This window comes from Eilatimonas milleporae (assembly GCF_003688555.1).
GTDB lineage: Bacteria > Pseudomonadota > Alphaproteobacteria > Sphingomonadales > Kordiimonadaceae > Eilatimonas > Eilatimonas milleporae.
Genome location: NZ_REFR01000009.1, coordinates 824,344 through 850,231 on the forward strand (window position 1 = coordinate 824,344; position 25,888 = coordinate 850,231).

Sequence of the window (25,888 nt, forward strand, 5' to 3'; positions counted from 1 at the left end):
CGCATGACCAAACCCGTCCGAAAAATTGTCCTGCCGGTTGCCGGGCTCGGCACCCGGTTTCTGCCGGCGACCAAGGCGATCCCGAAGGAAATGCTGCCGGTTCTGGACCGCCCCCTGATCCAGTATGCGGTCGAGGAAGCGATCGAGGCCGGCATCCGGGACATTATTCTGGTGACCGGGCGCAACAAACAGGTGATGGAAGACCATTTCGACCATGCCTATGAGCTGGAGACGATCCTGCAGGAACGCGATAAAGCGGACGCCCTGGATATTGCCCGGTCGATGCTTCAGGAAGAAGGCCGCATCGCCTATGTCCGGCAAATGCGCCCGCGCGGGCTGGGCCATGCCGTCTGGTGCGCGCGGGAACTGGTCAATGACGAGCCCTTTGCCGTCGCCCTGCCCGACGATCTGATCAAGGGCAAGCCCGGCACCCTGAAACAGATGATCGACGCCTATAACGTCCACGGCGGCAACATTGTCGCCACGATGGATGTGGCCAAGGAAGACACCAGCAAATACGGGGTGATCACCCCCGGCAAGGCAAACGGGTCCTGTATCGAGGTCAGGGGACTTGTGGAAAAACCGCATCCCGAGGACGCCCCGTCCACACAGGCCGTGGTGGGCCGCTATATCCTGCAACCCGAAGTGATGCAGGCCCTGTCCGCCAAGGAAATCGGGGCGGGCGGCGAAATCCAGCTGACGGATGCCATGGCGAAAATGATCGGTACGCAGCCTTTCCACGCGCTGGAGTTCGAAGGCGTGCGCTTTGACTGCGGATCGAAACTGGGATGGCTGATGGCCAATGTGGCCATGGGCATGGAAGACCCGGCCCTGCGCGATCGTCTCAGGACGGCCATGCACGCCATCTGACCCCCATACCTGACCGGCGCGGTCTGAACATGACGATGGTGACCGCGGCCGGTCCCGCGACTGTTGGAGAAGAGGCGGTTATGCCCCCCCGGCAAGGGCGGCGGCAAGGGACCGCAACCCCTGCTCCAGGGGTGTGTCCGCCCTGAAGCCAAGGCGGGCCGCCGCCCTGGCGGGCGCGCCGAGGGACCGGGGGATATCGCCGGTGCGGGCGGGCCCATATTCGATATCCGCCGGGCTTTCGGTCGCGGCGATGACGGCGGCGGCCAGGGTGCTGATGCTGGTCTCCGTGCCGCCGCAGACATTGAACACCTCGAACCGTCCGCCTGTCCCCGCCTGCATCAGAAAGCGCATGGCGAGGACAAGGGCGGCGGTCACATCCGTCACATAGATGAAATCCCGCGTCTGATCGCCGGCACCGTCAATGACCAGCGGCCCGCCTTGCAATGCACGATCGGCAAAAATGGAGATGACGCCGGAATAGGGAGACTTCGGATCCTGACGGGGGCCATAGACATTGAAAAACCGCATGGCACAGGCTTTCAGCCCGTGGCCGGCCATCAGCTGCGCGTGGCGCTCGCCGGCAAGCTTGTCCAGGCCATAGGGGCTGAGCGGGTCGACTTGCGCGTCTTCCTCTTGCGGAACGGCGGTCGGAATGCCATACACGGCGGCGGACGACGCCGCGACGACCGGGATGCCGGCGCGCAGCGCCTGCTCCAGAACCGTGACAGTGCCCAGCGCATTGACCCTGTGGGTCTCGGCCCAGTCCTCGAAAGAGCGGACGACCGAGGCCACGGCCGCCAGATGAAAGCAGCCGTCACAGTCGGCCATGTGGGAGGCCACCAATCCTGTGTCGCAGATATCGCCCTCGATGATGCGAAGGCCGTCATGCCGGGGCAGATTGTCCGGTGTCCCGGTTGAAAAATCGTCCAGAACGCGGACGCTGTCCCCCGCCGCCAGCAGGCGCTCGACCAGCCAGCTGCCAATAAATCCCGCACCCCCCGTCACAAGCCATGTCCGCATGGATATTCCTCACTTCATCCGCAAGGCCTATTGATAGACGTTTCACAGTATGAAACAAGCGCCTGACAAAGCCTTTGTTGACATCCCGGCAAGGGACGGCAAAGTCTTGGCCCGGATCGCCACACGCCCTGTTTCAAAGCCATGCCCCCGGAGTCCCCCATGAACGACTGGAGCGACGGTTACACGACCGATGAGACCTATATCGCGAGCTATTTCACGGATCTCGCGCCCAATCATGCCCGCTTCACCCTGGATTTTCACGGAATCGACCATGCGATCGGGTCCTCGGTGACATATCTGGAACTGGCGTTCGGTCGCGGTATTTCCGCCAACATCCACGCCGCCACCAATCCCGGCACATTCCGGGGCAATGATTTCAATCCCGCCCACGCCCTTGAAGCGGACCTTCTGGCCCGCGAAGCGGATACAGGCCTGCATGTCAGCGATGACAGTTTTCAGGACCTTCTGGCGCGCGGGGACCTGCCGCAATTCGACATGATCAAGCTGTACGGGGTGTGGTCCTGGATTTCCGACGACAACCGGCGGATCATCCGGGATATTGCCAGGCATCACCTGAAACCCGGCGGCGTTCTCTATCTGAATTACAATACCCTGCCCGGATGGCATTCGCTGCAACCCTATCGCCACCTTGCCAAACTGCATTATGACCGCAAGAAACCGGCGGGCCGGCAGTCCGGCGCGCACTGGGGCGATATCAACGGTTTTGTCGATGACATGATGGCGGCCGGCGGGGCTTTCTTTGCCCAGAACCCCCTTTTCAAGAAAAAGGTGGAGATCATCCGCAAGAAAGACCGCAGCTATCTGAGCCACGAATATCTGAACGCGGACCTTGCCCCGTTTTATTTCGCCGATGTGGCGGCATACTTGTCGGCCGCAAAACTGGATTTCGCCATTTCCGCCAATCTGACAACGAACAGCGCCTCGTTCCTGCTGAACGATGCACAGCGCGCGATGATGGAAAAGGAACCGGACCGCATCCTCAGGGAAACAATGATGGATTATTTCCTGAACATGCAGTTCCGGCGCGACTATTTCGTGCGCGGCCTGCGCAGTGTGGGCCCGACCGAGCGCATGCACCGCCTGCGCGGTCACTATCTGGTACCAATCAGACCGCTTGGCGCGAAACAGCCCGGCATCAAGACCATGAAGGGTCGCATCTCCGTCAAGGAGGATCAATATGCGCATATCCGCGCCCTGTTCGATGCATCCGAAACGCCGCAGGTGTCCATCGGCCACATGATCGACACGTTGCAGGCGCGGCGCATACCGCCCAATCTGGTTCTGACGAACATCCTGATGCTTGTGCAGCAGGGCCTGATCACACCGGCCAACACACCCGAACAGCAGAAACAGGTGGAACACTCCGCCCGGGCCTTCAACAGGACGGTTCTGGAACGCTCGCGGCGCGGCGAGGACATAGGCCATCTGGCATCACCGGTGTCAGGCGGCGGGGTACCGTCAGGGTTTATCGAACAGTGTTTCATCCGCCAGATTCTGGGGGACAAACCGGACGCCCAGGGCATGGCCGACCATGCGCACCGCATGCTGCAACGGAAAAACACCACCATCAGAGTGGACGGCAAACCGGTGGAAGGCGCGGACAATATCCGCCGGGAATTGATGCACAGGGCCGAAGCCTTTAAAACCGGACGACTGCCCCTGCTGCAACGCCTGAAAGCGTTCTAGCCCCCCTGAGGCGGGGCCTGAAAGCCGTATCCGAAGCCGCACCTGGGTGGACGGCGGCTTCAGAAGGGCGCTTGAGATAGCCGGTGTCAGGCTTTGTGCGGTGTCAGGTCTTTTGCGGCGTGCGGCCGAAATCATCGTCGAAACGGACGATGTCATCCTCGCCCAGATAGCTGCCGGTCTGCACCTCGATCAGGGTCAGCGGGGTCTTTCCGGGGTTTTCCAGGCGGTGCCGGCACCCAAGCGGCAGATAGATGGATTCATCCTCTTTCATCAGCACGGTTTCGTCATCCCGTGTCACCATGGCCGTCCCGGAGACGATCACCCAATGCTCGGCACGGTGATGGTGCATCTGAAGCGACAGGCGCTTGCCCGGATAGACCGTGATTTCCTTCACCTGATAACGCCCACCGACCGTAATGGAACGGTAGGACCCCCACGGGCGGTAAACGGTGGTGTGCAGATCGGCCTCTTCGCGTTCGGCCGCCTTGATACGCGAGACGATTCTTTTCACGTCCTGATCGCGGTTCTTGTCGGAGACAAGGATGGCGTCATCGGTTGCCACGATAATCAGGTCCTGGATGCCAAGGGCCGTCACCAGCCGGTCGCCGCCATGGACGAGGCAGTCGCGGCAGTCTTCCATCATCACGTCGCCGACCGTGACATTGCCGTGTTCGTCCTTGTCCTCGACCGCCCAAAGGGATGAGAAGCTGCCCAGGTCCGACCAGCCGAACTCGGCCGGGACAATCGCCGCCCGGCCGGTTTTTTCCATAATGGCGTAATCGATGGAATCGGACGGAACGGCCGCGAACAGATCGGGGTCGAGACGCAGAAAATCCAGATCGTTGGTCAGGGCCCCCATCACCGCCCGCAGGGCGTCCAGCATGGGTTTCTGATACTCCTCCATCGCCTGAAGCAGGGTGTCGGCGCGGAACAGGAACATGCCGCTGTTCCAGCTGTATTTGCCGTCTTCCAGATACCGGCGGGCGGTCTGCACGTCGGGCTTTTCGCGAAAGGACTCGATCACATAGGCGCCCGTGGCGCCGTCCAGCGGATCGCCGCCGGCAATATAGCCATAGCCGGTCTCGGGCGCGTCGGGCGTCATTCCGAAACAGCAAAGATACCCTTGCGCGGCCGCCGACGCGGCGGTCTCGACCGCCTTGTGAAAGCCGGCCATGTCCAGAATGACATGATCCGAGGGCATGATCAGCAACAGGGCGCCGGGATTGTTTTCAGCCACCATCAGGGCCGCGAGGGCCGCGGCCGGCGCGGTGTTGCGGCCGAACGGTTCCAAGAGGATCCCTTCGGCGCCGACCCCGGCCTGCGCCAAGGCCTCGTTGACCAGAAAACGGTGATCCGTGTTCGAGATGACCAGCGGCGGCCTGAAACCGTAGCGCGGCGCCACCCGTTCCACCGTGCTCTGGAAAAGGCTTTTGTCACCGAACAGTTTGAGAAACTGCTTCGGCAGTTTGGAACGGGACAGGGGCCACAGACGGGTGCCGGACCCGCCGGACAGGATAACCGGGGTGATATGATCAAACATATGCGTCTCTCAAACGTCTTCGACTGAAATCTGAGGCTATGGCCGCGATGGGGCGACCGCACAAGACGACCGTCCGGTCAAGGCATATCAAAAGATCGCCGCAGCGCCATACAAAAACTGTCGGAAATACGGTCGGGATGCCGGTCCTGCAACCACTGCCGCAGGCCGGCGGACGAAACGGACAGGCGGCCGGCCCGCTCGGCGCCGATGCAGGCAGCCAGCAATGACGGCGCGCTCGCGGGGTCGGCGCTGTGCACATGGTCATGGGCGCCCGTGAGCGCGGCGGCGATCATCGGCGGCACCACGACGGGCCGGCCGAAAGACAGGGCCGTCATGGCAACGCCTGAATTGAGACCCCTGTCATAAGGGCAGACCACCACATCCGACGCGGCGAAACAGTCGGCCAGGCCGTCATCGTCCGTCCGGGATATTCGCAGGGTGACACCGTCCAGAGACGCGGCTTTCGCTTCAAGCGCAGCCATGAAGCCGGGCGGGCCGGCGGATCCCGCGATCAGACAGCGGGCCCCGCCGTCATAATGACGTGACAACGCGGAGAAAATCTCAAGAAATTCCAGCAGTCCCTTGTAAGGGGCCAGACGCCCGAACAGCAGGAACACCGGCGCCGTGCCGGAAACGCCAAGACGATGGCGGGCCGATGGGCGGGCCCTGTCGGTATCGTAAAATCCGGTAAAGGCGGGGTGCGGAATGTGGACGCACTTTTCATACGGCAGGGCGAACATATCGCGCACCGCCGCCCCGGTTTCCGGGTTCATGATGTGCAGAACATCGGCAAGGCCGGCAACACGGCCGCGCAGATAGCGCTCGGCCTCGGGAAAGGTCGCGCTGTGGGACAGGGCATTGTGGATGGACCACACCAGGCCGGCGCCCATGGTCTTGCGCTGCTTCAGGCGCTTGAGAAAACGGCGGGCCCGTTTCATCGCATCCCTGTCATCGACGGCGCCGTCGAGACATCTGTGCAGCCAGTGCAGATGCAGCACCAGCCGGGATGACCGCGGCACGCGGACAAGGCTGGGCAGGTTCAGCGGTGCAACCGCGATCTCATTGGCGGGCGCGCGCGCATACAACAGATCATGAAACGGGTTCAGATGAATACGCGGCCAGTATCCCAGAACCAGACCGGTCCCACCGCGACGCATGGCGGTCCAGTTGCCCCTGCCGGGACGGATGCCGACTGAGCGAACACCGCCCTGACCGGCAGCCGACTGACCGGCAGCGCCCTGCCTGCCACCGTTCAGTCGGCTGCCGGCGGCCTTGAGAGCCTGTCTGTCTTCGACCAGGCGTGCGCGCCAACGGGATGAAAAACGCTTCAACATGGTCTTCGTGTGCCCGTAAATGCCCCCGGCGATCAAGCCTTTTAAAATGTGGCATCAAGACCTTTGCAACCCGCCGGTCAGGCAATATAAACCATGATCAAAGGCACCGCCCTGACGTTTAAGACACACCGGCGCAACAGAGGCCAGACATGCATGTGATCCCCATGACGCTGAAGGATGTCTTCGTGCTGGAACCGAAACGCTTCGGCGACGCGCGGGGATTTTTTTCCGAAACCTTCAATGAACGCCTGTTCCACCAGCATGTCCCGGGGGTGCGGTTCGTGCAGGACAATCACTCCCTGTCGCGGGAGGCGGGCGTGCTGCGCGGGCTGCATTTCCAGCGGCCGCCCCATGCACAGGGCAAGCTGGTGCGGGTGACACGCGGACGGGTGCAGGATGTCATCGTCGACCTGCGCAAGGGGTCGCCCACATACGGCGCCCACGAAGCGGTCGAGCTGAGCGCGGAAAACTGGCGTCAGCTCTGGGTGCCGCCGGGGTTCGCCCATGCCTTCTGCACGCTGGAACCGGATACCGAATTTGTTTACAAGGTGACGGATTTTTACGCACCCGAAGCCGACGACGGTCTGCGGTTTGACGACCCCGATCTGGGCATTGCATGGCCGTTCCCGTCAGAGGCCCTTATTCTGTCGGACAAGGACAGGACCCTCGGGTCTTTCAAGGATTTTGACAGCCCCTTCACCTATGAGGCGCCGGAAAGGCGGGTTTGACCCTTATGAAGATTCTCGTTACCGGCGGTGCCGGTTTCATCGGCTCGGCCGTGTGCCGGCATCTTGTCACCGACCTCAGACACAGCGTGGTCAATGTGGACAAGCTGACCTATGCCGGCACGCTTTCATCGCTTGAGACGATACAGGACAGCCCTTCATACAGTTTCGAACAGGTGGACATCTGCGACAGCGCGGCCCTGGCGCGCGTCTTTGAAACACACCGGCCGGACGCGGTGATGCATCTGGCCGCCGAAAGCCATGTGGACCGGTCCATCACCGGGGCCGACGCCTTCATACAGACGAATATTGTCGGCACCTTCCGGCTGCTGGAAAGCGCGCGGGCCTATTATGACGGGCTGACGGGGGCTGAGCGGGACGCGTTCCGTTTCCTGCATGTCTCGACGGACGAAGTGTACGGGTCGCTTGGACGGACGGGTCTGTTCACCGAGGATACGGCTTACGATCCGCGCTCGCCCTATTCCGCGTCCAAGGCCTCGGCCGACCATCTGGCCAGCGCGTGGGTGGAGACGTACGGCCTGCCCGTGGTGATTTCCAATTGCTCGAACAATTACGGCCCCTACCATTTTCCGGAAAAACTGATCCCGCTGATGATCCTGAACGCGCTGGACGGCAAGAATTTGCCGGTTTACGGCGACGGATCCAATGTCCGCGACTGGCTGTATGTGGAAGACCACGCCAAGGCGCTTTACCTGATCCTGACCCAGGGCCGGATCGGCGAGAAATACAATGTGGGCGGACGCAATGAGCGCACCAATCTACAGGTGGTGGAACGGCTGTGCGATATTCTCGACGCGTTGCGGCCGAAAAAGGATGGCTCCTACCGCGACCAGATCGCCTTCGTCGATGACCGTCCGGGGCATGACGCACGCTATGCCATCGATGCCGGCAAGCTGGAGGGGGAGCTGGGCTGGCGCGCGGAGGAAACATTCGAGACCGGCCTGAAACGGACCATAGAATGGTATCTGGACAACAACTGGTGGTGGGGCCCGCTGCGCGCCCATGCCCATGAACGCAAGGGCCTTCTGAGCGGAACGCAGAAAGAAACCGGGTCAAAGGATACCGGGACATCATGAAAATCCTCGTCGCCGGCAAAAGCGGACAGGTCGCCACCGCCCTGGACCGGGCGGCACCCCCGCCGGGCCTGCCCGATTACCGGCTGGTCTGCATGGGACGCCCGCATCTGGACCTGGGCCGGCCGGACACACTGGCCGCCGCGATCGCGGCGGAAGCACCCGACATCCTGATCAATGCCGCCGCCTACACCAATGTGGACAAGGCGGAAGCGGAAGAGGACCAGGCACGGCGTATCAACGCGGACGGCGCCGCCGCCCTTGCCAGGGTCGCGGCGGACCGGGATATCCCGTTTTTGCATCTGTCGACGGATTATGTCTTCGACGGCACCAAGGCCGACCCGTATGTCGAGGATGACCCGGTGGGCCCGGCGGGTGCCTACGGCCGGTCCAAACTGGACGGCGAACGGGCGGTCCTGGCGGCCTGCCCGAAGGCGATCGTCCTGCGCACCGCCTGGGTGTACAGCCCCTGGGGCCACAATTTCGTCAGGACGATGCTGCGTCTCGGGCGCGAACGCGACGCCCTGCGGGTGGTCGGCGACCAATGGGGCAACCCGTCCTATGCCCCGGACATCGCGGCCGGGCTGCTCGGCATCTGCGCCAGGATTGCGGCGACCGGCTGGCAGGCGGACTATGCCGGGATCTTCCACCTTGCGGGCGAGGGGGAGACAAGCTGGCACGGGCTGGCGTGCGAAATCTTCTCCGTCGCGGCCGGCCACGGCCACCCCCCGCCCGAGGTGGCGGCGATTACCACCGAGGAGTATCCGACGCCGGCGGCCCGGCCGGCGAACTCCCGGCTGGACACGGGCAAGGCGGCCCGTGTCTTCGGTGTGCGGCTGCCGCACTGGCGGGACGGTGTGGCGGACTGTGTGGACCGTGTGTTACAGGCCGCGTGACAACGCCCCCCGAAAAATGTTTTAAGCGAAACGAATACACCGAACAGTCAGAAAGGCGTGGCAGAAATGAAAGGTATCATTCTGGCCGGCGGATTGGGCACGCGGCTGTACCCGATCACCCAATCGATCAGCAAGCAGCTTCTGCCCGTCTATGACAAGCCGATGATCTATTATCCGCTGACCACGCTGATGCTGTCGGATATCCGCGATGTGCTGATCATCAGCACGCCCGAACACCTGCCGCTTTACGAGGCCCTGCTTGGCGACGGGTCGCAGTGGGGTCTGTCGCTGGCCTACCGGGCCCAGCCCGAGCCGGGCGGCCTGGCGCAGGCGTTTCTGATCGGCGAAACCTTCATCAATGGCGACTCCTGCGCCCTGGCGCTGGGCGACAACATCTTTTACGCCGCCGGCCTGACACAGGCGCTGAAAAAAGCCGGATCGGTCGACACCGGCGCCTATGTCTTCGCCTATCCCGTGGTCGATGCCAGCGCGTTCGGCGTCGTTGAGATGGATGCCGATGGGCGCGCGGTCTCCATCGAGGAAAAACCGGCCAGGCCCAAAAGCAACCTGGCGGTCACCGGCCTGTATTACTACGACGCCGATGTGGTCGACATCGCCAAGACCATCACACCGTCGGCACGGGGCGAGCTGGAAATCACCAGCGTCAACGACGCCTATCTGAAGCGGGGCGACCTGAATGTCATCAAATTGCAGCGCGGCACCGCCTGGCTCGATACAGGCACGGTCGACAGCCTGATGCAGGCCAGCCATTTCGTCCAGACGATCGAGGCCCGGCAGGGCTTCAAGATCGCCTGCCCGGAAGAGGTCGCCTGGCGGCAGGGCTTTATTGACGACGCGGCGCTGGAGGCGCTGGCCACACGCTATAAAAACAGCTACGGCGACTATCTGAGCAGCCTGCTGCGTTATGGTCACGACTGAACACCCGGCACCCCTGAAAGGCCCATGGATGACAGGCCCATGGATGACAGGCCCATGGATGACAGGCCCATGGGTGGTTTTGCCCGGCATCACTGTGCCCGGGCGCGGATAGGCATGCATGCGACGGATACTGGACAGAAGCAAACGCGTCACCCTTGACGATATCCGGGGGCTTTATCTTCTCATCCTGGGACGGGCCGCCACGGATGAGGAGGAACGCCAGCGTCTCGGGGCGGACCGGTCCTTTTTCTCCGTCATGCGGACCCTGATCGGCGGCCAGGAGTTCCGTCATCAGGTTCTGAAAATGGCCATCGCCGGCCGGCAGCTGGTTCATGACGGCCTGTCGGCGCGGCAATATGACGAGGCGGCCGCCATTCTGCCCCGGCATTTGCGGGTGACCGCGCCCCCCAAAACCGATCAGGCCCCCAGCCGGAAAAGGAACCGGAAAACGGATCGGTACATGGGTCCAAGCACGCACAGGAACACAGCCGGCGCCTCCTGGGCGGGGCTGCTGCTGGCCGCCATGGACAGCCCGCGTCTTCAGGATGCCTTTGAACAGGCGGTGGGCCGCGACACGCTGGCGGATTTCAGAACGGCCCTGACCCTGCTGGAACGCTGGGACCGGTCCAGCATCATCGGCCATATCGAGGATCTGGTCAGCATGGTCTGCCGGGGCTATGCGCTGGACACGGACAATCCGGACCGGTCGCTGCGGCTGGATTTTTTCGTCAACAATCATTTCATCGGCGGCACGCTGGCGGACCTGACCCGCCGCGACCTGCAGGAACGCCACGGCGGGCACGGTCGCTTCGGGTTCGAATTTCCCCTGAACGTTCCGCCATCGGTGCTGCACGCGCCGCAACTGCGCCTGCAAATTGTCGAGCATGACAGCCGCACACCGGTCTGCCGGCCCCGCAATGTCATGACCGACCGGGCCAACCCGGTCGGCTATATCCAGCGCATGGCCCGCGACCTTGCCCGGCTGGCCGACAAAACGGCGGACGGCGGCGCACTGGACACACGGGACACAAGCGACCTGGCCGACACCCTCGCCCGCATCGAGAAGGCCCTGCCCGCGCTGGAGCATTACGGCGCCGTGCCGCGGCATGACTATGACCTGTATGCATCCCTGTACCCGCCGCGCCGGCCGCAAGCACCGCTGCCGGACAGCTCCGGCATCAGCGTCCTGCTGATCGGGGACACACCCGGCGCGCGCTCAGCCGGGCGGGACAGTGTGGACGCTCAAACGCTGCCGCCGCTGCATGTCGGCGCCGTGGACAGCGTCGCGGCCATCACCGACAGCCTGGTGGCCGGCCTGCCGGGGGATCATGTGCTGCTGCTGCCGGCGGACGACCGCCTGTCGCCTCATGCCCTCGAATGGTTTGCCGTGGCCGCCGTGCGATACCGGGACGCCGGCATCATCACCTGCGACCATGATTATCACGCCGGCCGGTCGGACCGGTATGACAGGCCCCATTTCAAGCCCTGTTTCGACTATGACATGCTGCTGGAACGCAACATCATCGGCCACAGTTTCATCATCCGGCGGGACCGTCTGGCGGCGGCGTGCCGGCATATCCCGGCGGCAAACACGGCCTGGGACCTGGCCCTGCTGCTGGCGGCGGTCGAGGCCGGCGGCGAGGACGGCGTCGTCCATCTGGACCGGATGCTGTGGCACAGGACGGCCGCCGGCGATGACGACACGCCCGAGACCCGGATCGCCGATGAAACCGCCGTGGTGACGGCCCATCTGGCGCGGGTCGCGCCGGAGGTCCGGGTGACGGCGCACACGGACCCGTTCGACGGCGACCTGGCGGACGCGCGCCGCATCGTGCGCCCGGCGGGCGACACGGAGCAAAGGCTGGCGATCATCATCCCGACGCGCAACGCGCTGGACATGATCCGGCCCTGTGTCGAAAGCCTGCTGGCGACCCTGTCACTGCCCGAAGCCACTGACATCATCATCATGGACAATGGCAGCGACGACCCCGAAACGCTCGCATGGCTGCGCACCGTGGGCACGGATACCGGCGTGACGGTGTGCCGGGACGAAGCGCCCTTCAACTGGTCGGCCCTGAACAACCGTGCCGCCGGCCTGAGCGACGCGGAATTGCTGCTGTTTCTCAACAATGACACGCTGGCGCTGCGCCCCGGCTGGGACCGTGTCCTGCGCGGACAGCTGGCACGCCCGAATGTGGGGGCCGTCGGCGCCCGCCTGCTGTATGAGGACGGCACCATACAGCATGGCGGCGTGGTGCTGTATGATGTCGGCGTGGCCGCCCATGAGGCCGCCGGCGAAAGCTGCACGAGCGGTCTGTATCTGGAACGGTCGAAACTGACGCACGGCAATTCCGCCGTCACCGGGGCCTTTCTGGGCTGCCGGCGGGAGGTGTTCGAGGCCGCCGGCGGGTTCGAGGCGGAAACCCTGCGGGTCGCGTTCAACGATGTGGATTTCTGCCTGAAGGTGCGGGAACACGGCCTGAAAGTGCTGTATGTCCCCGAAATCACCTTCAACCATCTGGAATCGAAAAGCCGCGGTTATGACCACCAGGACGACTCAAAGGCCGAGCGTGCCCTGCGCGAACGCCTGTGGATGGAAAAAACCTGGGGCGACAGGCTGCACCGGGACCCGTTTTACCCGCGCGTCTTCTCCCGGCGCGGCAAGGCGTTCGCCATGCTGAAGGCGCCCGGCCCGCCGCACGGACCCCACACGGACCGGCAGGCCCGCCCCGGATCGGAACAATAACAGGCGATGTTCATCAAGACGTCTTATCAGGGATGTCATTAAAATGAGCGTTCGAGTCCATACCGATGAAGAGTCAGAACCCTATGAGCACAGCATCCGGCCCCCGGCAGAGCATCCGTCGGACCATTGAGGACAGCGGATTGTTCCAGAGCCACTGGTATCTGGGCGAAAACACCGATGTGGCGGAAAGCGGCATGGACCCGCTGAGCCATTATCTGGATTTCGGTGAAAAGGAGGGCCGCCGGCCCAACCCCTATTTCGACCCCCGTTACTACCGCCGCACACTGCCGGACAGGGATGCCGTGACGGGGTCCGCGCTTCTGCATTATATCGAGACGGGCTGGAAGGCCGGCCGGGACCCGTCACCGGCCTTCAGCCTGTCGCGGTACCGCGCGGTGTATCCGGATGTGGCCGGTCTGAGCCGGGACCCGCTGGGCTACCACCTTGAGCGCGGCCAGGCCCAGGGACGCACGGCCTTTCCCAACAGCGACGGCGGGCTGAGCCAAAAGCACATGGACCTGGCGGTCGCCGTCCACAAGACCGGACTTTTCGACGGCGACTGGTATCTGGCGCATTATGAGGATCTGTACGCCGCCGGCGTCGATGCGCTGGTGCATTTCGTCAAGCACGGCATCGCGGAAGGGCGCAACCCCAATCCCTTCTTCAATATGCAGTGGTACGCAGAGTGTTACGGCGACGATATCGGCACGGAAAACCCCCTGCTGTTCTATGCCCGCGAGGGGTATCGGCTGGGCCATGACCCGTCGCCGCGCTTCAGCGCGGGGCGCTATCTGGCCGACAATCCCGACCTGGCCGACAAGGGCCTGAACCCGCTGCGGCATTTCCTCAGACACGGCCGGCACGAAGGCCGGCCGCTTCCGGCCACAAACCGGTCGGGCGGTGTTTTTCACGGCCATGTCAAAACCGAGGCCCGGCTGCCGATCGCGCCGACGCTGAGGGGGATGATCGATTTTCCGCTGCACGACCTGGCGCCGGAGAGCGGCGAGTTTGACAGCACGCGCATGCACCTGCACTGGGTGATCCCGGATTTCTCGCCCGGCGCGGGCGGACACATGACCATTTTCCGCATGATCCACCTGCTGGAGGTGCGGGGCCACAAAAACACCGTCTGGATCCACAACGCGCAAAACCACAAGGACGCGGACACGGCCTATGACGATGTGGTCAAGCATTTCCAGCATTTCGCCGGCGATATCGGCTTTACCGACGACGGTTTCGACACGGCGGCGGGGGACGCCGTCATCGCCACCGACTGCTGGACCGTCTGGCCCGTGCTGTCGGCAACGCGGTTCAAGCGGCGGTTCTATTTCGTGCAGGATTATGAGCCCGGCTTTTTCCCGACCGGCGCGCGCAGCCTGGCGGCGGAGGCCACATACGGCCATGATCTGGACTGCCTGTGCGCCAGCCCGTGGCTTGCCGGCCTGATGCGGGAAAAACACGGGCGCTGGGCCACGTATTTCTGGCTGGCCGCCGACGGCAAAACCTATCACCCGCCAAAGACCCGGCAGCCGCACACGCGCCCACACACCCCCCCGCGCATCGCCCTCTATGCCCGCACATTCACGGCGCGGCGGGCGGTGGAACTGGCCTTCATGGCGCTGGAGGTTCTGGCCAGACGGGGCGTGGCCTTCGAGGTGGATTTTTTCGGCGAACCGGTCGCGTTCAGCGCCGCGCCCTTTGCCTTCCGCGATCACGGCGTCGCCCGGCCCGATGCGCTGGCCGAGCTGTTCCGCACATGCGATATCGGCGTCGTCTTTTCCGCCACCAACTACTCGCTGGTGCCGCAGGAAATGATGGCCTGCGACCTGCCGGTCGTCGAGCTGGACGGGGACAACACCCGCGCCATCTATCCGGAGGATGTCGTCACCTTTGCCAAGGCCGACCCCCGCCATATCGCCGACAGGCTGGCGGACCTGATCGCCGATCCGGAAAAGCGCGGCGCCCAGGCGGCAAAGGCGCGGGACTGGGTCAACCGCTTCACCTGGGAGGGCGCGGCGGAGCGCATCGAGAGCGCCATGGTGGAGCGTATCGGCGCCCATGCACAGGATATGGCGGCCCCAGGGCCCGCCCAAAGCGTCCAGATCGTACAGACCGTGCAGACCGCCCGGACAGAACAGGCCGACCGGACAGACCAGACCCCCCGGACAGACCAGACCCCTCAGGCCGTACAGACCGGGCACGCCCCCAAGGCCTCCGTCGTGATTCCGACCTTCAACGCCGGGCCGGTTCTGGAACGCGTCCTGTCGGCGGTCACGGCCCAGCACACCCCATGGCCCTATGAGATCCTTGTCATCGACAGCGGGTCGACGGACGGCACGCTGGAGACCGTTCAGCGGCACCCGGACATCCGCCTGCACCGGATCGACCCCACCGATTTCAACCACGGCGACACGCGCAATCTGGGGGTGGAGATGACATCGGGGGCGTTTATCGCCTTTCTCACCCATGACGCGCAGCCGGTGAACGACCGCTGGCTGTTCAACCTGGTGACGGCGATAGAGCATTTCGGCGACAAGGCCGCCGGGGCGTTCGGCCGGCATGTGGCGTGGCCGGAGGCCTCGCCCTTTACCCGGCGGGATATGAAAGCCCATTTTGAAAAATTCATGCACCAGCCGCTGATGGTCAGCAAGGACATGGCGCCGCACAAATACGACACCGATCCGGCGTGGCGGCAGCTGCTGCATTTCTACAGCGACAACAACAGCTGCATGCGCCGTTCGGTGTGGCGGCGGATCCCCTACCGGCGGACGAAATTCGGCGAAGACCAGCTGTGGGCCAGGGATATTCTGGAGGCGGGTTTCGCCAAGGTCTATGCGCCGCAGGCCACGGTCTACCATTCCCACGATTACGATGCCGATGAAACCTTTGAACGGTCGAAAACGGAAAGCGCCTTTTTCAAGCATTACTTCGGCTACCGGCTGCTGGAAACCGAGACACAGCTTGAAGCGGCGCTGACGGCGCTGAATACGGACGACGCGGCCTGGGCGCGGAAAAACGGTGTGCCGGCGGACCGGGCCGAGGCGCAGAAAGCACTGGTCCGGGCGCGGCTGCGCGGACATCTTGCCGGCGCGGCCATGGACACGGACGGCCTGTTCTGACATCGCCCTGACCAACCGGCCGACAATGCCGCTTTTAAAAATGCGGCCGGTGGTCTAAGGACGAAGCGCGGAGGCGCATGCGCGTATCCGATCAGCGCGGACCGAAACCACGGAGCGACACAGGGAGCGACAGGTGGAACGACAGAGGGAGCAACCGGGCACAATGGCACCACACATCGCCTACAGCTGCTACGTTGACAACAGCGACACATCCCTTACCGAGCTGGCCGTCTGGCTGACCGCCCTGCTGGATTTGCGCGGTGTGCCGGCCAAATCGGTCTTTGTCCATGCGCCCGACATCACAGACGCGGCGCTGCGGTCCATGGCGGACAGTCGCGGCATCACCCTGGTGCAGGCGGCCCCCCTGGCGCGGACCGCGCCCCATATCACCAAGGTGCAGCAGCTGGGCACCTTCAGCCACGGGGATTTCGACGAGATCTGGCTGATGGACGCGGGGCTTGCCGCCTGTACGGCGGAAACCCCTGAAATCACCGGTTTCGTCGCCGCCAAGATCGCCGATGCCGACAGGCCGCCGCTTGGCCAGTTGCGGCGGATTTTCGAGGCGGCGGGCCTGGACCTGGGCGAGACGGTGCCGCCCAGCTTCCCCGGAACCCGTGACCGGCTGACCCAGCACAACAATGTCAATGGGCGGCTGGTGATCGTGAAGCGCAACTTCATGCCGACCCTGGCCCCGTTCTGGGTGAAATGGACGCGCTGGTGCCTTGAGCGAAACGATCTTTTCAAGGACGCCGAGGCGCAGCTGGAACAGGTCAGCCTTGCCCTTGCCCTGACCGAGCTGGGCCAGCAGGCACAGCTGCTGCCGCTTGACTGGAATTATCCCGGCCACCGCCGCAAGGACCGCCTGCGCGATATCCCGGCCAAGTTTTTCTATTGCGCCACAAGGCTCGACCGGGATGGTAACCTGAGCCAAACAGGTCTCGGGACGCTGGATGCCTCGCTTCAGCCGCTGCGCCGTCTTCTGCGCACGGGGGCACACCGGCATCGCGGGCCGGCCGGCCCCGACACGGCAGGGTCCGATAAAACAGGGGCTGATCAAGCAGGTGTTGATAAAAAGGGATCCGGCAAGCTGGCGCTGCCGGCGGCCCGGTCGGCGAAAACGACCAATGCGGCGGTGCGGTATCTGGTTGAGGAATTCGGCTCGAAAAATATTCTTGAAATCGGCCTGACCGGCGCCGTCGCGGCGCGGCGCGTGCGGTTTGCGACCTATCGCGGGCTGGAGGAAGACGCACGGGCCGCCAAGTCGGCCCAAGGCGCGTTGAAGACAGCGGTCACCGCCTTCAACGGGTTGGAGGCGCTGACGCGCGTGCGGCGCGCCGATCTGGTTCTGGCCGTCAACCGGCTGGTGCATCACCCGGACACGCGGGTGTATCTGGCCCTGCTGAAGACCCTGGCCCTGCTGGCGAAAGACAGGCTGGTCGTGGCCGGGTATGAATACGGCCCCGAAAACGCGGACGACATCAAATATCACGGCCCGATTTCACAGCATCTGAAAGGGCTGGGACTTTTCCGGGACGTCACCATTGTGCACCAGAGCGGCGAGGAAGTGGTGGTTGTCGCCAACAGACTGCCCGACGGAGAGAAGATGACGCCGTCGCTGGAGGCCCATGCCCGGATGCTGCAGGACTGCGCGCGGCTGTCGGACCATCCGATTTTCCAGCGCCATATGATGGACATCACCCGGCGGCAGTTCGGCTTTTTCACGCAAAGCTATATCAAGGCCCTTGAAATGCCGTGGCTGGCCGCACGGGTCAGGGACAAGCTGTCCGGGGCGCATGTCCTTGACATGGGCAGCGGCCTGTCGCCGGTTCCGTTTTTCCTGAGCGATCACGGCGCGACGGTTGACACCGTTGACAACAGCGCCCTGATCTGCACGCCGTCCAACCGGGCGGACTGGCGGGAAAACGGCTTTTTCGACTATGGCCGGGTGTCGGCGAAAATCCGTTCCACACAGGGCGATATCCTGTCCTACACCCCGAAGGACCGTTTCGCCATCATCTGCGGGCTGGGGCTGCTGCACCAGCTGGACGCGGGCACGCGGCGGGCCGTCATTCAGCGATGCGCGACCTGGCTGACACCGGGCGGGCATTTATACCTGTCCCTGCACCTGATCCCCGGCACCGACTGGCTGTGGCCGAAAAAGGCCGACGGCAGCGTCGCGGCCAAGGAAACGCACGGCCATGCGACAGGGGTCCTGCGCGCGCTTGCGGCGGCCGGCTTTGCCATGGTCCACCAGCAGCGCTACCAGGCCCTGCCCAACACGGCGCAGGACCTGATGCTGGTGGAATGCCGGCGCAAATCCTGATGTGCACACCCCTGGTCACGGGGCTGCCTGACGGACGGGTAACGGATCAGCCGGTCAGGAGATCAGAGGTCAGGGGTCGAAAGATCAGGGGGTCAGGCCGTAATCGAAGGACCGGTAATCGGCGTCATAATAAGCCTCGATCGCCTTTCTGACGGACGCGGGGATATCATCCGGGTTGAAGGTCCGGTGAAAGTCCGGGTTTTCGCGCCGGCGCGGCACCTCCATGACCTGAAAGCCTAGACCGTGCTGGGCATTCAGCCGTTTGGCCCAATCGGCATTGAAGGCGTCTTCCTGGCGGTGGATATCGACACCGGGCATCCGGAAATCGGCCTGCGGCCGGATATGATTGTCCAGGTAAAAGGGGTCGTCCTGCGCTTTCAGCAGGGTGGCGGGCGCCCAGTCATGGAAAGGGCGTTTTTCCCCCTTTTCCTGGCGCATCCTGTATTCCGAGATCATCCGTTTGAGGGGGTGACGCACGGTCATGAACACATGGTCGAAAGCGCTGAGCCTGAACAGCGTGCGCAGAATATCGGCGTGATAGTGCTGCGGCGAGCAGCACATCTGGTCGATCAGGTCGCCGCGTTCCCAGAAATAGACCCTGTAGCCGTTGGCGCGAAACAGGTCCTCGATATAGGTGCCACCGGTTTTGGGAACATGAACAAACAGCAGCTTTTTGTGGCCGTTCCAGAAAACCGGCATGGCGCATATCCTTATTGTTCGGACCGTATAAGACGGGTGCGGTGAATAAGCCCCGCGCGGACAGTCCCGTCAAGGGCCAAGGTGCGCGGCCGAGCGCCCATGCCGGGGCCGGGCAAGGAGCGGGCAAGGACTGAGAGACTGGGGATTGGGGCCAGACTCGGGATTGGGGCCAGACTGGAGGCAGACGGCCGATCCGGCTTGTCAGCCCGCGGGGCGCATAATATGGTGCCGGCGATATTCCCGTCGCGTCATGCGGGGGGACCCCACAAGGATTTCCCCAAGGTCCGTTTCAATATGAAAAATCTCACCGGCAAAAGGTTCGTCATCGGCATCGGGGCGCAAAAAGCGGGCACCACATGGCTTGGACGGTATTTCAGCACCCATCCCGACATATTCATGTCGCCGATCAAGGAACTGCATTTCTTTGACCTGAGGGCGGTGCCGTCCTTCCGTCCGATCCAGGAGGAGGCCTTTCTGCAAAGCCTGCGGAAAATGGCCAGCAACGTCAAACACCCGCGCCAGATCGCCGAACGCGACCCCTATTATCGCGGGCTGGTGAATTATGTCGAACGGTTCGAGATGAAGACCACGGACGATTATCTGGCCTTTTTCAACAGGCGGGTCGAGGATGAGCGGGTTTTCTGCGAGATATCACCGGACTATTCGGTTTTGCGGGCGCGTGATTTCAGGCAGATGCACAGCCTGCACCCGGACACGAAACTGATTTTCATCATGCGGGACCCGGCGGAAAGATACTGGTCCAACCTGCGTTTCTACCAGAAAATCATCAAGGGGTTCGACGCCGGGGAAAAATTCGAGGACGGCTTTTCCGACATGAATTTCGTCGCCAAGTCCAATTACAAGCACACGCTGGAAGCCCTGGACGAGGCGGTGCCGGAGGAGGACGTTCTGGTCCTGTTTTACGAGGACCTGTTCACCCGCGCCACCATCGAGCGGATCTGCGGTTTTCTGGATGTGCCGGTCCGGTATCCCGATTTCGACAAGCGGGTGAATGAAAGCGCCGACATCACATTGAGCGAGGACCGCAAAGCCATGGCGGTGCGGCGGTTCGCCTATGTCTATGACTATGTGGTGAAACGCTACGGCACGCGCGTGCCCAAACGCTGGCGCGACAATATGGCGACATATCTGGACCAGGGCGTGCCGAATTAGCCCGAATAATGGGGCACTGGCATGACATTATCGATCACGTGGTGTTCATTTAGCCGCATTGCCGCGCTGAAAGCGGACCGACCGCGTCCGACCCATTTACGGACATGGGAAGATTTGCCCTGGCGAACCAGTGTGGTCGCCAATTCGCGGAGCGAGATACGTCGCGCCTTTTCGCAGCCCGGACGGATTGACGCGACTACCTGTCCCGCGCTGTCCAGGGTTCGCTGGGCTGCGTGAAGTAACGTGACCAAACGTATCTCCAAGGTATGATCAAGTAGGCGATAACTATCCCGATAGTCTCATAGAATACCGACTCAATATCAGAGCTCCATCTATCGTTGAGGGCGGCGGGCAAAGCAATCGCGAGGAGCCAGATCGTCTTCCAGAGCAACTCAAACAACAAGACCGGCAGCATTTGGAGCGGGTACCGCAATCCGATCAAGCAGAGAATGGCGAGAGCACCCATCATTGCTTTGGCGATGCCACGCATGACAGGCCAGTCCGCGGACTGGAAGAAAAGTTGTTGCCAAACAAAGCTGCTCAACGCAGCGGCAATGAGTGCATACAAGATCCGTAGGGCGGTTATGCGCCAGAAAGACACTGGTGGCGCGGCTTGACGATCGGTGGACATCAATAAACTCCGCTAACAAAGCAGGTGAACCGTATTATTCCACCAGTATAGTGTCAAACAACCGTAGATCTTGGCGGCCAAATCCCTGTGTCGTGATCCACCGCTCAATCTAGCCGGACGTAAACTCACAAAAGACCTTCTCAGTGCAATGGGACTGTGCTTCACGGTTCTCCTCATTGAAGGCGGATTGTGATGCGCCGGCGTCGCCACGAACTGGCGGATGTTGAATGGTCGATGACCGGAAGGTGCTGAACGGCATCCTCTGGCGCTTTCGGACGGGTTCGCCCTGGGCCGACATTCCGGAGCGCTACGGCCGGTATACCGCCTGCTACAATCGCTTTGTGCGATGGCGCAAGGCTGGGCACTGGGATTGCCTTCCGGTCGAGATATCGCAGGGCTGCGATGGCGGCATGGGACGTTTGCGCGGGCAACAGCCCCCAAAAGCACAACAATCCGCTGATTTTCGCCGCGGTCCACACACCGGCGCCATCACCGAACGGGCCGCGTGGAGCCTTTGCGCACCGCCGTGCCGAATGCGGGGCGGCGCCGCGTTCAGCCCGCCGCAGCGGACCAATTTGCATATGCAATTTGCATATGCAAATTGGTCGCCCGGTGTCGCGCCGTGGGATTTGAGCCTGTGGCCCGGCACGGGCCTCAATCAGGTGGCGGGTTCCCTTGGCAGGAGCCTATTTCGCAACAATCAGGGTGACGCCGGCGTCTTCGACCATTTTGACGCTGTCATCGGAAATGCGGTCGTCCGTGACGATAATGTCGATGGCGCTGAGACCGCATACGACAATGCCCGATGCCCTGTGAAACTTTGAACTGTCGACCAGCAGAATGACCTGATCCGCCCGCTCGATCAGTCGGCGTTCTGCCGCGACCAGCAGGATATCGTCCTGCAACGGACCATCGGGACCAACGGCCGACGCTCCCATGAACAGTTTGGACGCCATGAATTGCGGCATGCCGTCCTCACCGGAGGGGGAAAGAATGATATTCTGTTCGGGAAAGACGGCACCGGACGGCACCAGGACCTTGGTCCCTTTCTGGGGCAGGAGGGCGCTGACCAGATGCAGGGAATTCGTCAGGACCTGAAGGTCTTTCCCCTCGATGTAGGAGCACATTTGCAGCGTTGTCGACCCGCCGTCGATCATGACCCCCTCGCCCTCGTCGCAAAGGGCGGCCGCTGCCTTGCCGATGGCTTTTTTCGCGTCCGGATTTTTGTGGATATTCACATGAAACGGAATACCGCCGAGCATCGGCTGCGAGGACTCTCCCGCCATGGGCCGCAAAAGCCTGGCGCCGCCGTGCACGCGCTCGATATCACCGGCCCCGGCCAGTTTGTCCAGGTCCCGGCGCAGGGTCGCGGGAGAGGCCTGTATCGCTTTTTCCAGCTGCCGAAACGACAAAAATCCGGTTTCCGCCATGAGCTCGAGAATACGGCGATGCCGCTCGGTGGAATGCATTGGTCAATACCCGTTCAGTTTCGCTGCATGAGCGATACCGAGCAGTTTTATCAATTTCAATCAAATGTTCCAGTTTGAATCCGACAAACCGACCGGGAAAGCGTTATACAATACCGCTTCCGCTTTGCCCCGTCGCGGGACGTCTGGCGGCAACAGCGGCGCGGTAGCCCGACCGCCGATACGCCGCGATGGGATCGATGGCGCCGCCGGCCTCATACCGCATCATCGCCACAAGAGGCCGGACATCGGTCTCGAAGGCGGTTTTCAGGCAGTTGTGCGCCATCAGAACGTCATTTTCCTGCTGGTGATGGTGCAGAGCGTCACGGTCGACCAGCAGCGCCCTGGCATAGGCACCGACGATGGCCTCGGCGGAATTCATCAGGCTTTCGATCGGGTCCGTGACATTGTGGGACTGATCCATCATATAGGCGGCGGAAAAGGCGGATCCTTCGCGTCCCTCGGCCTCGACCAGTTCGTTGAAGACAAGAAACAGCCTGAACGGATCGATCGAGCCACTGTCCAGGTCATCGTCCCCGTATTTGCTGTCGTTGAAGTGAAATCCGCCCAGCTTTCCGAAATGATGCAGGCGGGCCACGATCATTTCGATATTGGTATTGGGTGCGTGGTGGCCCAGATCCACCAGACATTTCGCCTTGTCCCCGAGTGTCTGCGCGGCAAGGATATTGGACCCCCAATCCTGAATGACGGTGGAATAAAAGGCCGGTTCAAACATCTTGTGTTCGATGAAAACCCGCCAGTCGTCGGGAAGCCCGTCATAAATCGCCTTCATGCTGTCCAGATAGCGGTCAAAGGATCGCATAAAGTCCGTCTGTCCCGGAAAGTTGGAGCCATCGCCCACCCACACGGTCAAGGCCCTGCTGCCAAGCGCCTTTCCATAGCCGATACAGTCCATATTGTGCGCGATCGCCTGCGCGCGCACCGCCGGAGACGTGTGGCTGAGGCTTCCGAACTTGTAACTTTCGACCTGATCGGGCTGATTTTGAAATGTGTTGGAATTGACGGCATCAAAGCCCAGCCCGAAGGCCGCCGCGTATTCCCTGAGCGCCGCGTAATCCTCGACACAGTCCCAGGGGAAATGCGGCGATACGCGCGGGGTGACCACGCTCAATTTCCGAATGACGCCGCAGTCCTCGATCTTGTCAAAGATGTGGCGTGGTTCTCCGGGCTGGGGGAAACGGGCAAACCGTGTGCCGCCGGTACCGACCCCCCATGTCGGGATCGCCAGTTCAAAGCCCGACAAGCGGCGCCGCACGGCCTCGACCGACACACCGGACCGGTCCAGTTTGCCCTGCAAATGGTCATAATCGGCGTTCAGGTCCGACAAACGGTCGGCGTTGTCGATGTCGACAACCGCCGGGTCAAGCGCTGACTGTTCCATACCCATCACCGTGTAAAGGCCGCCGCATTGCCGGCATCCACATTGATAATGTTGCCGGTGGACTTGGCGGAGGCGTCGCTGGCCCAGAAATAGACAGCCTCGGCGATATCTTCCGGAAACACATTGCGCTGGAGCATGGACCGCCTGCGATAATGTTCTTCAAGTTCATCCTCGCGGAGTGCGTAGGCGGCGGCGCGCTCCCGGCGCCATTTGCCGGTCCAGATCTTGGACCCCGACAGGACGGCATCCGGATTGACCACATTGACCCGGATCCCATGCGCGGCCCCCTCAAGCGCCAGACACCGGGCCAGGTGCAGTTCGGACGCCTTGGCGGCGCAATAGGCAGACGCGTTGGGCGAGGCCGCCAGGGCGTTCTTGGACCCGATCATGACAATCGAGCCGCCCAGCGTCTTCATCTGCGAGAAAACCGCGCGTGCGGCAAGGAAATAGCCCTCGGACAGGATGGCGAAGGTTTTGCGCCACATATCCAGCGTGGTCTCTTCCAGCGGGGCGGACGCGGCAATTCCGGCATTGGCGACCAGAATATCGACGCCCCCATACGCCCGGCAGGCCGCAAGCATGGACCGGGCGACAGCCTCCTCGCTGGTCACATCGGTGGGGACCGTGCGCACCAGATCGGCACTGTACGTACCGGCAAGCTCGGCTTCGGCGGCGTCCAGAGCGTCGGCGTCAATATCGGACAGCACCACGCAGGCGCCTTCCCGCAGAAACCGTCTGGCGCACGCCTTGCCGATCCCGCCGGCACCGCCGGTGATCATGGCGACCTTGCCCGCAAGGGCCTTCGGCTTCGGCATGCGCTGCAATTTCGCCTCTTCCAGAAGCCAATATTCGATATCGAAGGCTTCCTGCTCGGGCAGTCCGACATAGTCGGACAAGGCTGTCGCACCGCGCATCACATTGATGGCGTTGACATAAAACTCGCCGGCGATGCGGGCGGTTGCCTTGTTCCCGGCGAAGGTGACCATGCCGACACCCGGCACCAGATACACCACCGGATTGGCATCCCGCATGGCAGGGCTGGTGTCGCGCCTGCACCGCGCGTAATAGCCCGCGTAAAAGTCGCGGTAGTCCCCCAGCACCGTGTCGAGATACGCACCGCCGTCTTCAGCCAGCGCCTTGTCCGCGTCGATCACCAGCGGGCGGATTTTGGTGCGCAGGAAGTGGTCGGGACAGGATGTGCCGATCGCGGCGAGGTCTTGCATATCCGCGCTGTTGACGAATTCCAGAATTTCCGGCGCATCGTTGAAGTGGCCGAGTTTCGGCTGCACCGTGCTGATGCGGGCCCTGATCAGCGGCATCAGTTTTGCCGCGCGCGCGGCACGGTCGGCCGGGGCGATATCGGACCGCGCGGTCCCGCCGAAGGCGGGCTTTGCCGCGATGCGCGCGTTCAGACATTCGGTTGCCCGGCGGATGACGGCCAGGGTGTTTTCGTAGCAGCCGCGCGCGGTATCGCCCCAGGTGAAAAGGCCGTGGCTTTCCAGGACAATTCCGTTCAGGCCCGGATTGTCCCGGACATAGTCCCGCAGGCGCAGGCCGAGATCGAAGCCCGGACGCTGCCAGGGCAGCCAGCCAATCGCGGCGCCAAAAATCTCTTTCGTCAGGTCCTCGGACCCTTTCGCGGCCGCAATCGCGATCACGGCGTCAGGGTGCATGTGATCCACATGCCTGAACGGCAGATAGGCGTGGAGGGGGGTGTCAATGCTGGCAGCCCGTGGATTGAGATTGAAGGTGGCGTGCGGCAGATAGCCCACCATCTCGTCCTCATGCTCGAGACCGCGATACTTGCCTTCCAGCATCAAAAGGCGGTCCTGATACAGGGTTGCAAACCCGTCCCTTTTCATGGAGCCCAGATCACCGCCGGATCCTTTCACCCACAGAATCTCGACCTCGGCGCCGGTGAAGGGGTCCACCTCCATGACCTTGGCGGAGGTGTTTCCCCCGCCAAAATTGGTGACCGTGAGATCGGCGCCCAACAGGTTTGACCGATACAACAGCAAATCCGACTGGCTGGCGCCTTCAACGGCGGACGCGTCCCAGCGATTTTCCGGCAATGCCATCAGAGAGCCATGGGCCCCGGTCGTTCCGTCTATGATTCCCATGAGGCATTTCCCCGTTATTCTTTAAAAAATCGTCAGGCGGTCATCCCCCGGTCCGCGGGATCATGATGAAACCTTATGTTCTTA

At 62.7% G+C, this 25,888-nt stretch carries 18 protein-coding genes and 1 pseudogene; 11 read left to right on the forward strand and 8 right to left on the reverse strand.

From position 1 onward, the window contains the following. Window positions 1-3: 3 nt before the first annotated feature. Entirely contained in the window at window positions 4-870 is an 867-nt protein-coding gene (gene galU, locus BXY39_RS04420) for a UTP--glucose-1-phosphate uridylyltransferase GalU (protein ID WP_121937587.1), read from the forward strand. Between the two features lie 78 nt (window positions 871-948). Here galU and BXY39_RS04425 read toward each other — a convergent pair whose 3' ends face one another. After that, window positions 949-1,890, reverse strand: coding sequence for an NAD-dependent epimerase/dehydratase family protein (locus BXY39_RS04425; RefSeq protein ID WP_121937588.1), 942 nt, complete (start codon window positions 1,888-1,890; stop codon window positions 949-951). A gap of 159 nt (window positions 1,891-2,049) precedes the next feature. On the opposite strand from BXY39_RS04425, the gene BXY39_RS04430 reads away from it, so the two are divergent. After that, a complete protein-coding gene (locus tag BXY39_RS04430) occupies window positions 2,050-3,597 on the forward strand; it encodes a methyltransferase regulatory domain-containing protein (protein WP_170163619.1) in 1,548 nt (515 codons plus the stop codon). A gap of 103 nt (window positions 3,598-3,700) precedes the next feature. On the opposite strand, the gene BXY39_RS04435 is transcribed toward BXY39_RS04430, so the two are convergent. Continuing rightward, window positions 3,701-5,137, reverse strand: a complete 1,437-nt coding sequence (locus BXY39_RS04435) for a mannose-1-phosphate guanylyltransferase/mannose-6-phosphate isomerase (RefSeq protein WP_121937590.1) — start codon at window positions 5,135-5,137, stop codon at window positions 3,701-3,703. A 77-nt stretch (window positions 5,138-5,214) separates the two neighbouring features. After that, a complete protein-coding gene (locus BXY39_RS04440; protein WP_147453468.1) occupies window positions 5,215-6,471 on the reverse strand; it encodes a glycosyltransferase family 4 protein in 1,257 nt (418 codons plus the stop codon). Between the two features lie 149 nt (window positions 6,472-6,620). Between BXY39_RS04440 and rfbC the strand changes: the two genes are divergently transcribed. From rfbC to BXY39_RS04480, 7 genes are all read left to right on the forward strand, one after another. After that, a complete protein-coding gene (gene rfbC / locus BXY39_RS04445; RefSeq protein ID WP_121937592.1) occupies window positions 6,621-7,199 on the forward strand; it encodes a dTDP-4-dehydrorhamnose 3,5-epimerase in 579 nt (192 codons plus the stop codon). A 5-nt stretch (window positions 7,200-7,204) separates the two neighbouring features. Further along, a complete protein-coding gene (gene rfbB, locus BXY39_RS04450) occupies window positions 7,205-8,293 on the forward strand; it encodes a dTDP-glucose 4,6-dehydratase (protein WP_121937593.1) in 1,089 nt (362 codons plus the stop codon). Beyond that, window positions 8,290-9,186: a dTDP-4-dehydrorhamnose reductase gene (gene rfbD / locus BXY39_RS04455; protein WP_121937594.1), complete on the forward strand. Its 897-nt coding sequence runs from the start codon at window positions 8,290-8,292 to the stop codon at window positions 9,184-9,186. The genes rfbB and rfbD overlap by 4 nt, the downstream gene beginning before the upstream one ends. Before the next feature lie 66 nt (window positions 9,187-9,252). After that, window positions 9,253-10,125, forward strand: a complete 873-nt coding sequence (gene rfbA / locus BXY39_RS04460) for a glucose-1-phosphate thymidylyltransferase RfbA (RefSeq protein ID WP_121937595.1) — start codon at window positions 9,253-9,255, stop codon at window positions 10,123-10,125. Window positions 10,126-10,243: 118 nt separating this feature from the next. Continuing rightward, window positions 10,244-12,871 carry a glycosyltransferase family 2 protein gene (locus BXY39_RS04470; RefSeq protein ID WP_121937597.1) on the forward strand — a complete coding sequence of 876 codons (2,628 nt, stop codon included), beginning with the start codon at window positions 10,244-10,246 and terminating at the stop codon, window positions 12,869-12,871. A gap of 83 nt (window positions 12,872-12,954) precedes the next feature. Beyond that, complete coding sequence (locus BXY39_RS04475; RefSeq protein WP_170163620.1) at window positions 12,955-15,990, forward strand: rhamnosyltransferase WsaF family glycosyltransferase; 3,036 nt, start codon at window positions 12,955-12,957, stop codon at window positions 15,988-15,990. Window positions 15,991-16,153: 163 nt separating this feature from the next. Continuing rightward, window positions 16,154-18,313, forward strand: coding sequence for an SAM-dependent methyltransferase (locus BXY39_RS04480; RefSeq protein WP_121937599.1), 2,160 nt, complete (start codon window positions 16,154-16,156; stop codon window positions 18,311-18,313). An 84-nt stretch (window positions 18,314-18,397) separates the two neighbouring features. Here the strand turns inward: BXY39_RS04480 and BXY39_RS04485 are convergent, their stop codons facing one another. Next, window positions 18,398-19,012, reverse strand: a complete 615-nt coding sequence (locus BXY39_RS04485) for a sulfotransferase family 2 domain-containing protein (protein WP_121937600.1) — start codon at window positions 19,010-19,012, stop codon at window positions 18,398-18,400. A gap of 294 nt (window positions 19,013-19,306) precedes the next feature. Here BXY39_RS04485 and BXY39_RS04490 point away from each other — a divergent pair, with 294 nt between their 5' ends. Then, window positions 19,307-20,185: a sulfotransferase family protein gene (locus BXY39_RS04490; RefSeq protein ID WP_170163621.1), complete on the forward strand. Its 879-nt coding sequence runs from the start codon at window positions 19,307-19,309 to the stop codon at window positions 20,183-20,185. Window positions 20,186-20,381: 196 nt separating this feature from the next. Here the strand turns inward: BXY39_RS04490 and BXY39_RS04495 are convergent, their stop codons facing one another. Beyond that, entirely contained in the window at window positions 20,382-20,816 is a 435-nt protein-coding gene (locus BXY39_RS04495) for a hypothetical protein (protein ID WP_147453469.1), read from the reverse strand. 230 nt (window positions 20,817-21,046) lie between these two features. Here BXY39_RS04495 and BXY39_RS04500 point away from each other — a divergent pair. Beyond that, window positions 21,047-21,223, forward strand: a pseudogene (locus tag BXY39_RS04500) (transposase); the annotation flags it as partial. A gap of 279 nt (window positions 21,224-21,502) precedes the next feature. Here the strand turns inward: BXY39_RS04500 and BXY39_RS04505 are convergent. From BXY39_RS04505 to BXY39_RS04515, 3 genes are all read right to left on the reverse strand, one after another. Further along, complete coding sequence (locus BXY39_RS04505) at window positions 21,503-22,285, reverse strand: DeoR/GlpR family DNA-binding transcription regulator (RefSeq protein ID WP_121937603.1); 783 nt, start codon at window positions 22,283-22,285, stop codon at window positions 21,503-21,505. Between the two features lie 103 nt (window positions 22,286-22,388). Continuing rightward, complete coding sequence (rhaI, locus tag BXY39_RS04510) at window positions 22,389-23,684, reverse strand: L-rhamnose catabolism isomerase (RefSeq protein ID WP_121937740.1); 1,296 nt, start codon at window positions 23,682-23,684, stop codon at window positions 22,389-22,391. A gap of 5 nt (window positions 23,685-23,689) precedes the next feature. After that, window positions 23,690-25,804, reverse strand: coding sequence for a bifunctional rhamnulose-1-phosphate aldolase/short-chain dehydrogenase (locus tag BXY39_RS04515; RefSeq protein WP_211332080.1), 2,115 nt, complete (start codon window positions 25,802-25,804; stop codon window positions 23,690-23,692). Window positions 25,805-25,888 lie beyond the last annotated feature (84 nt).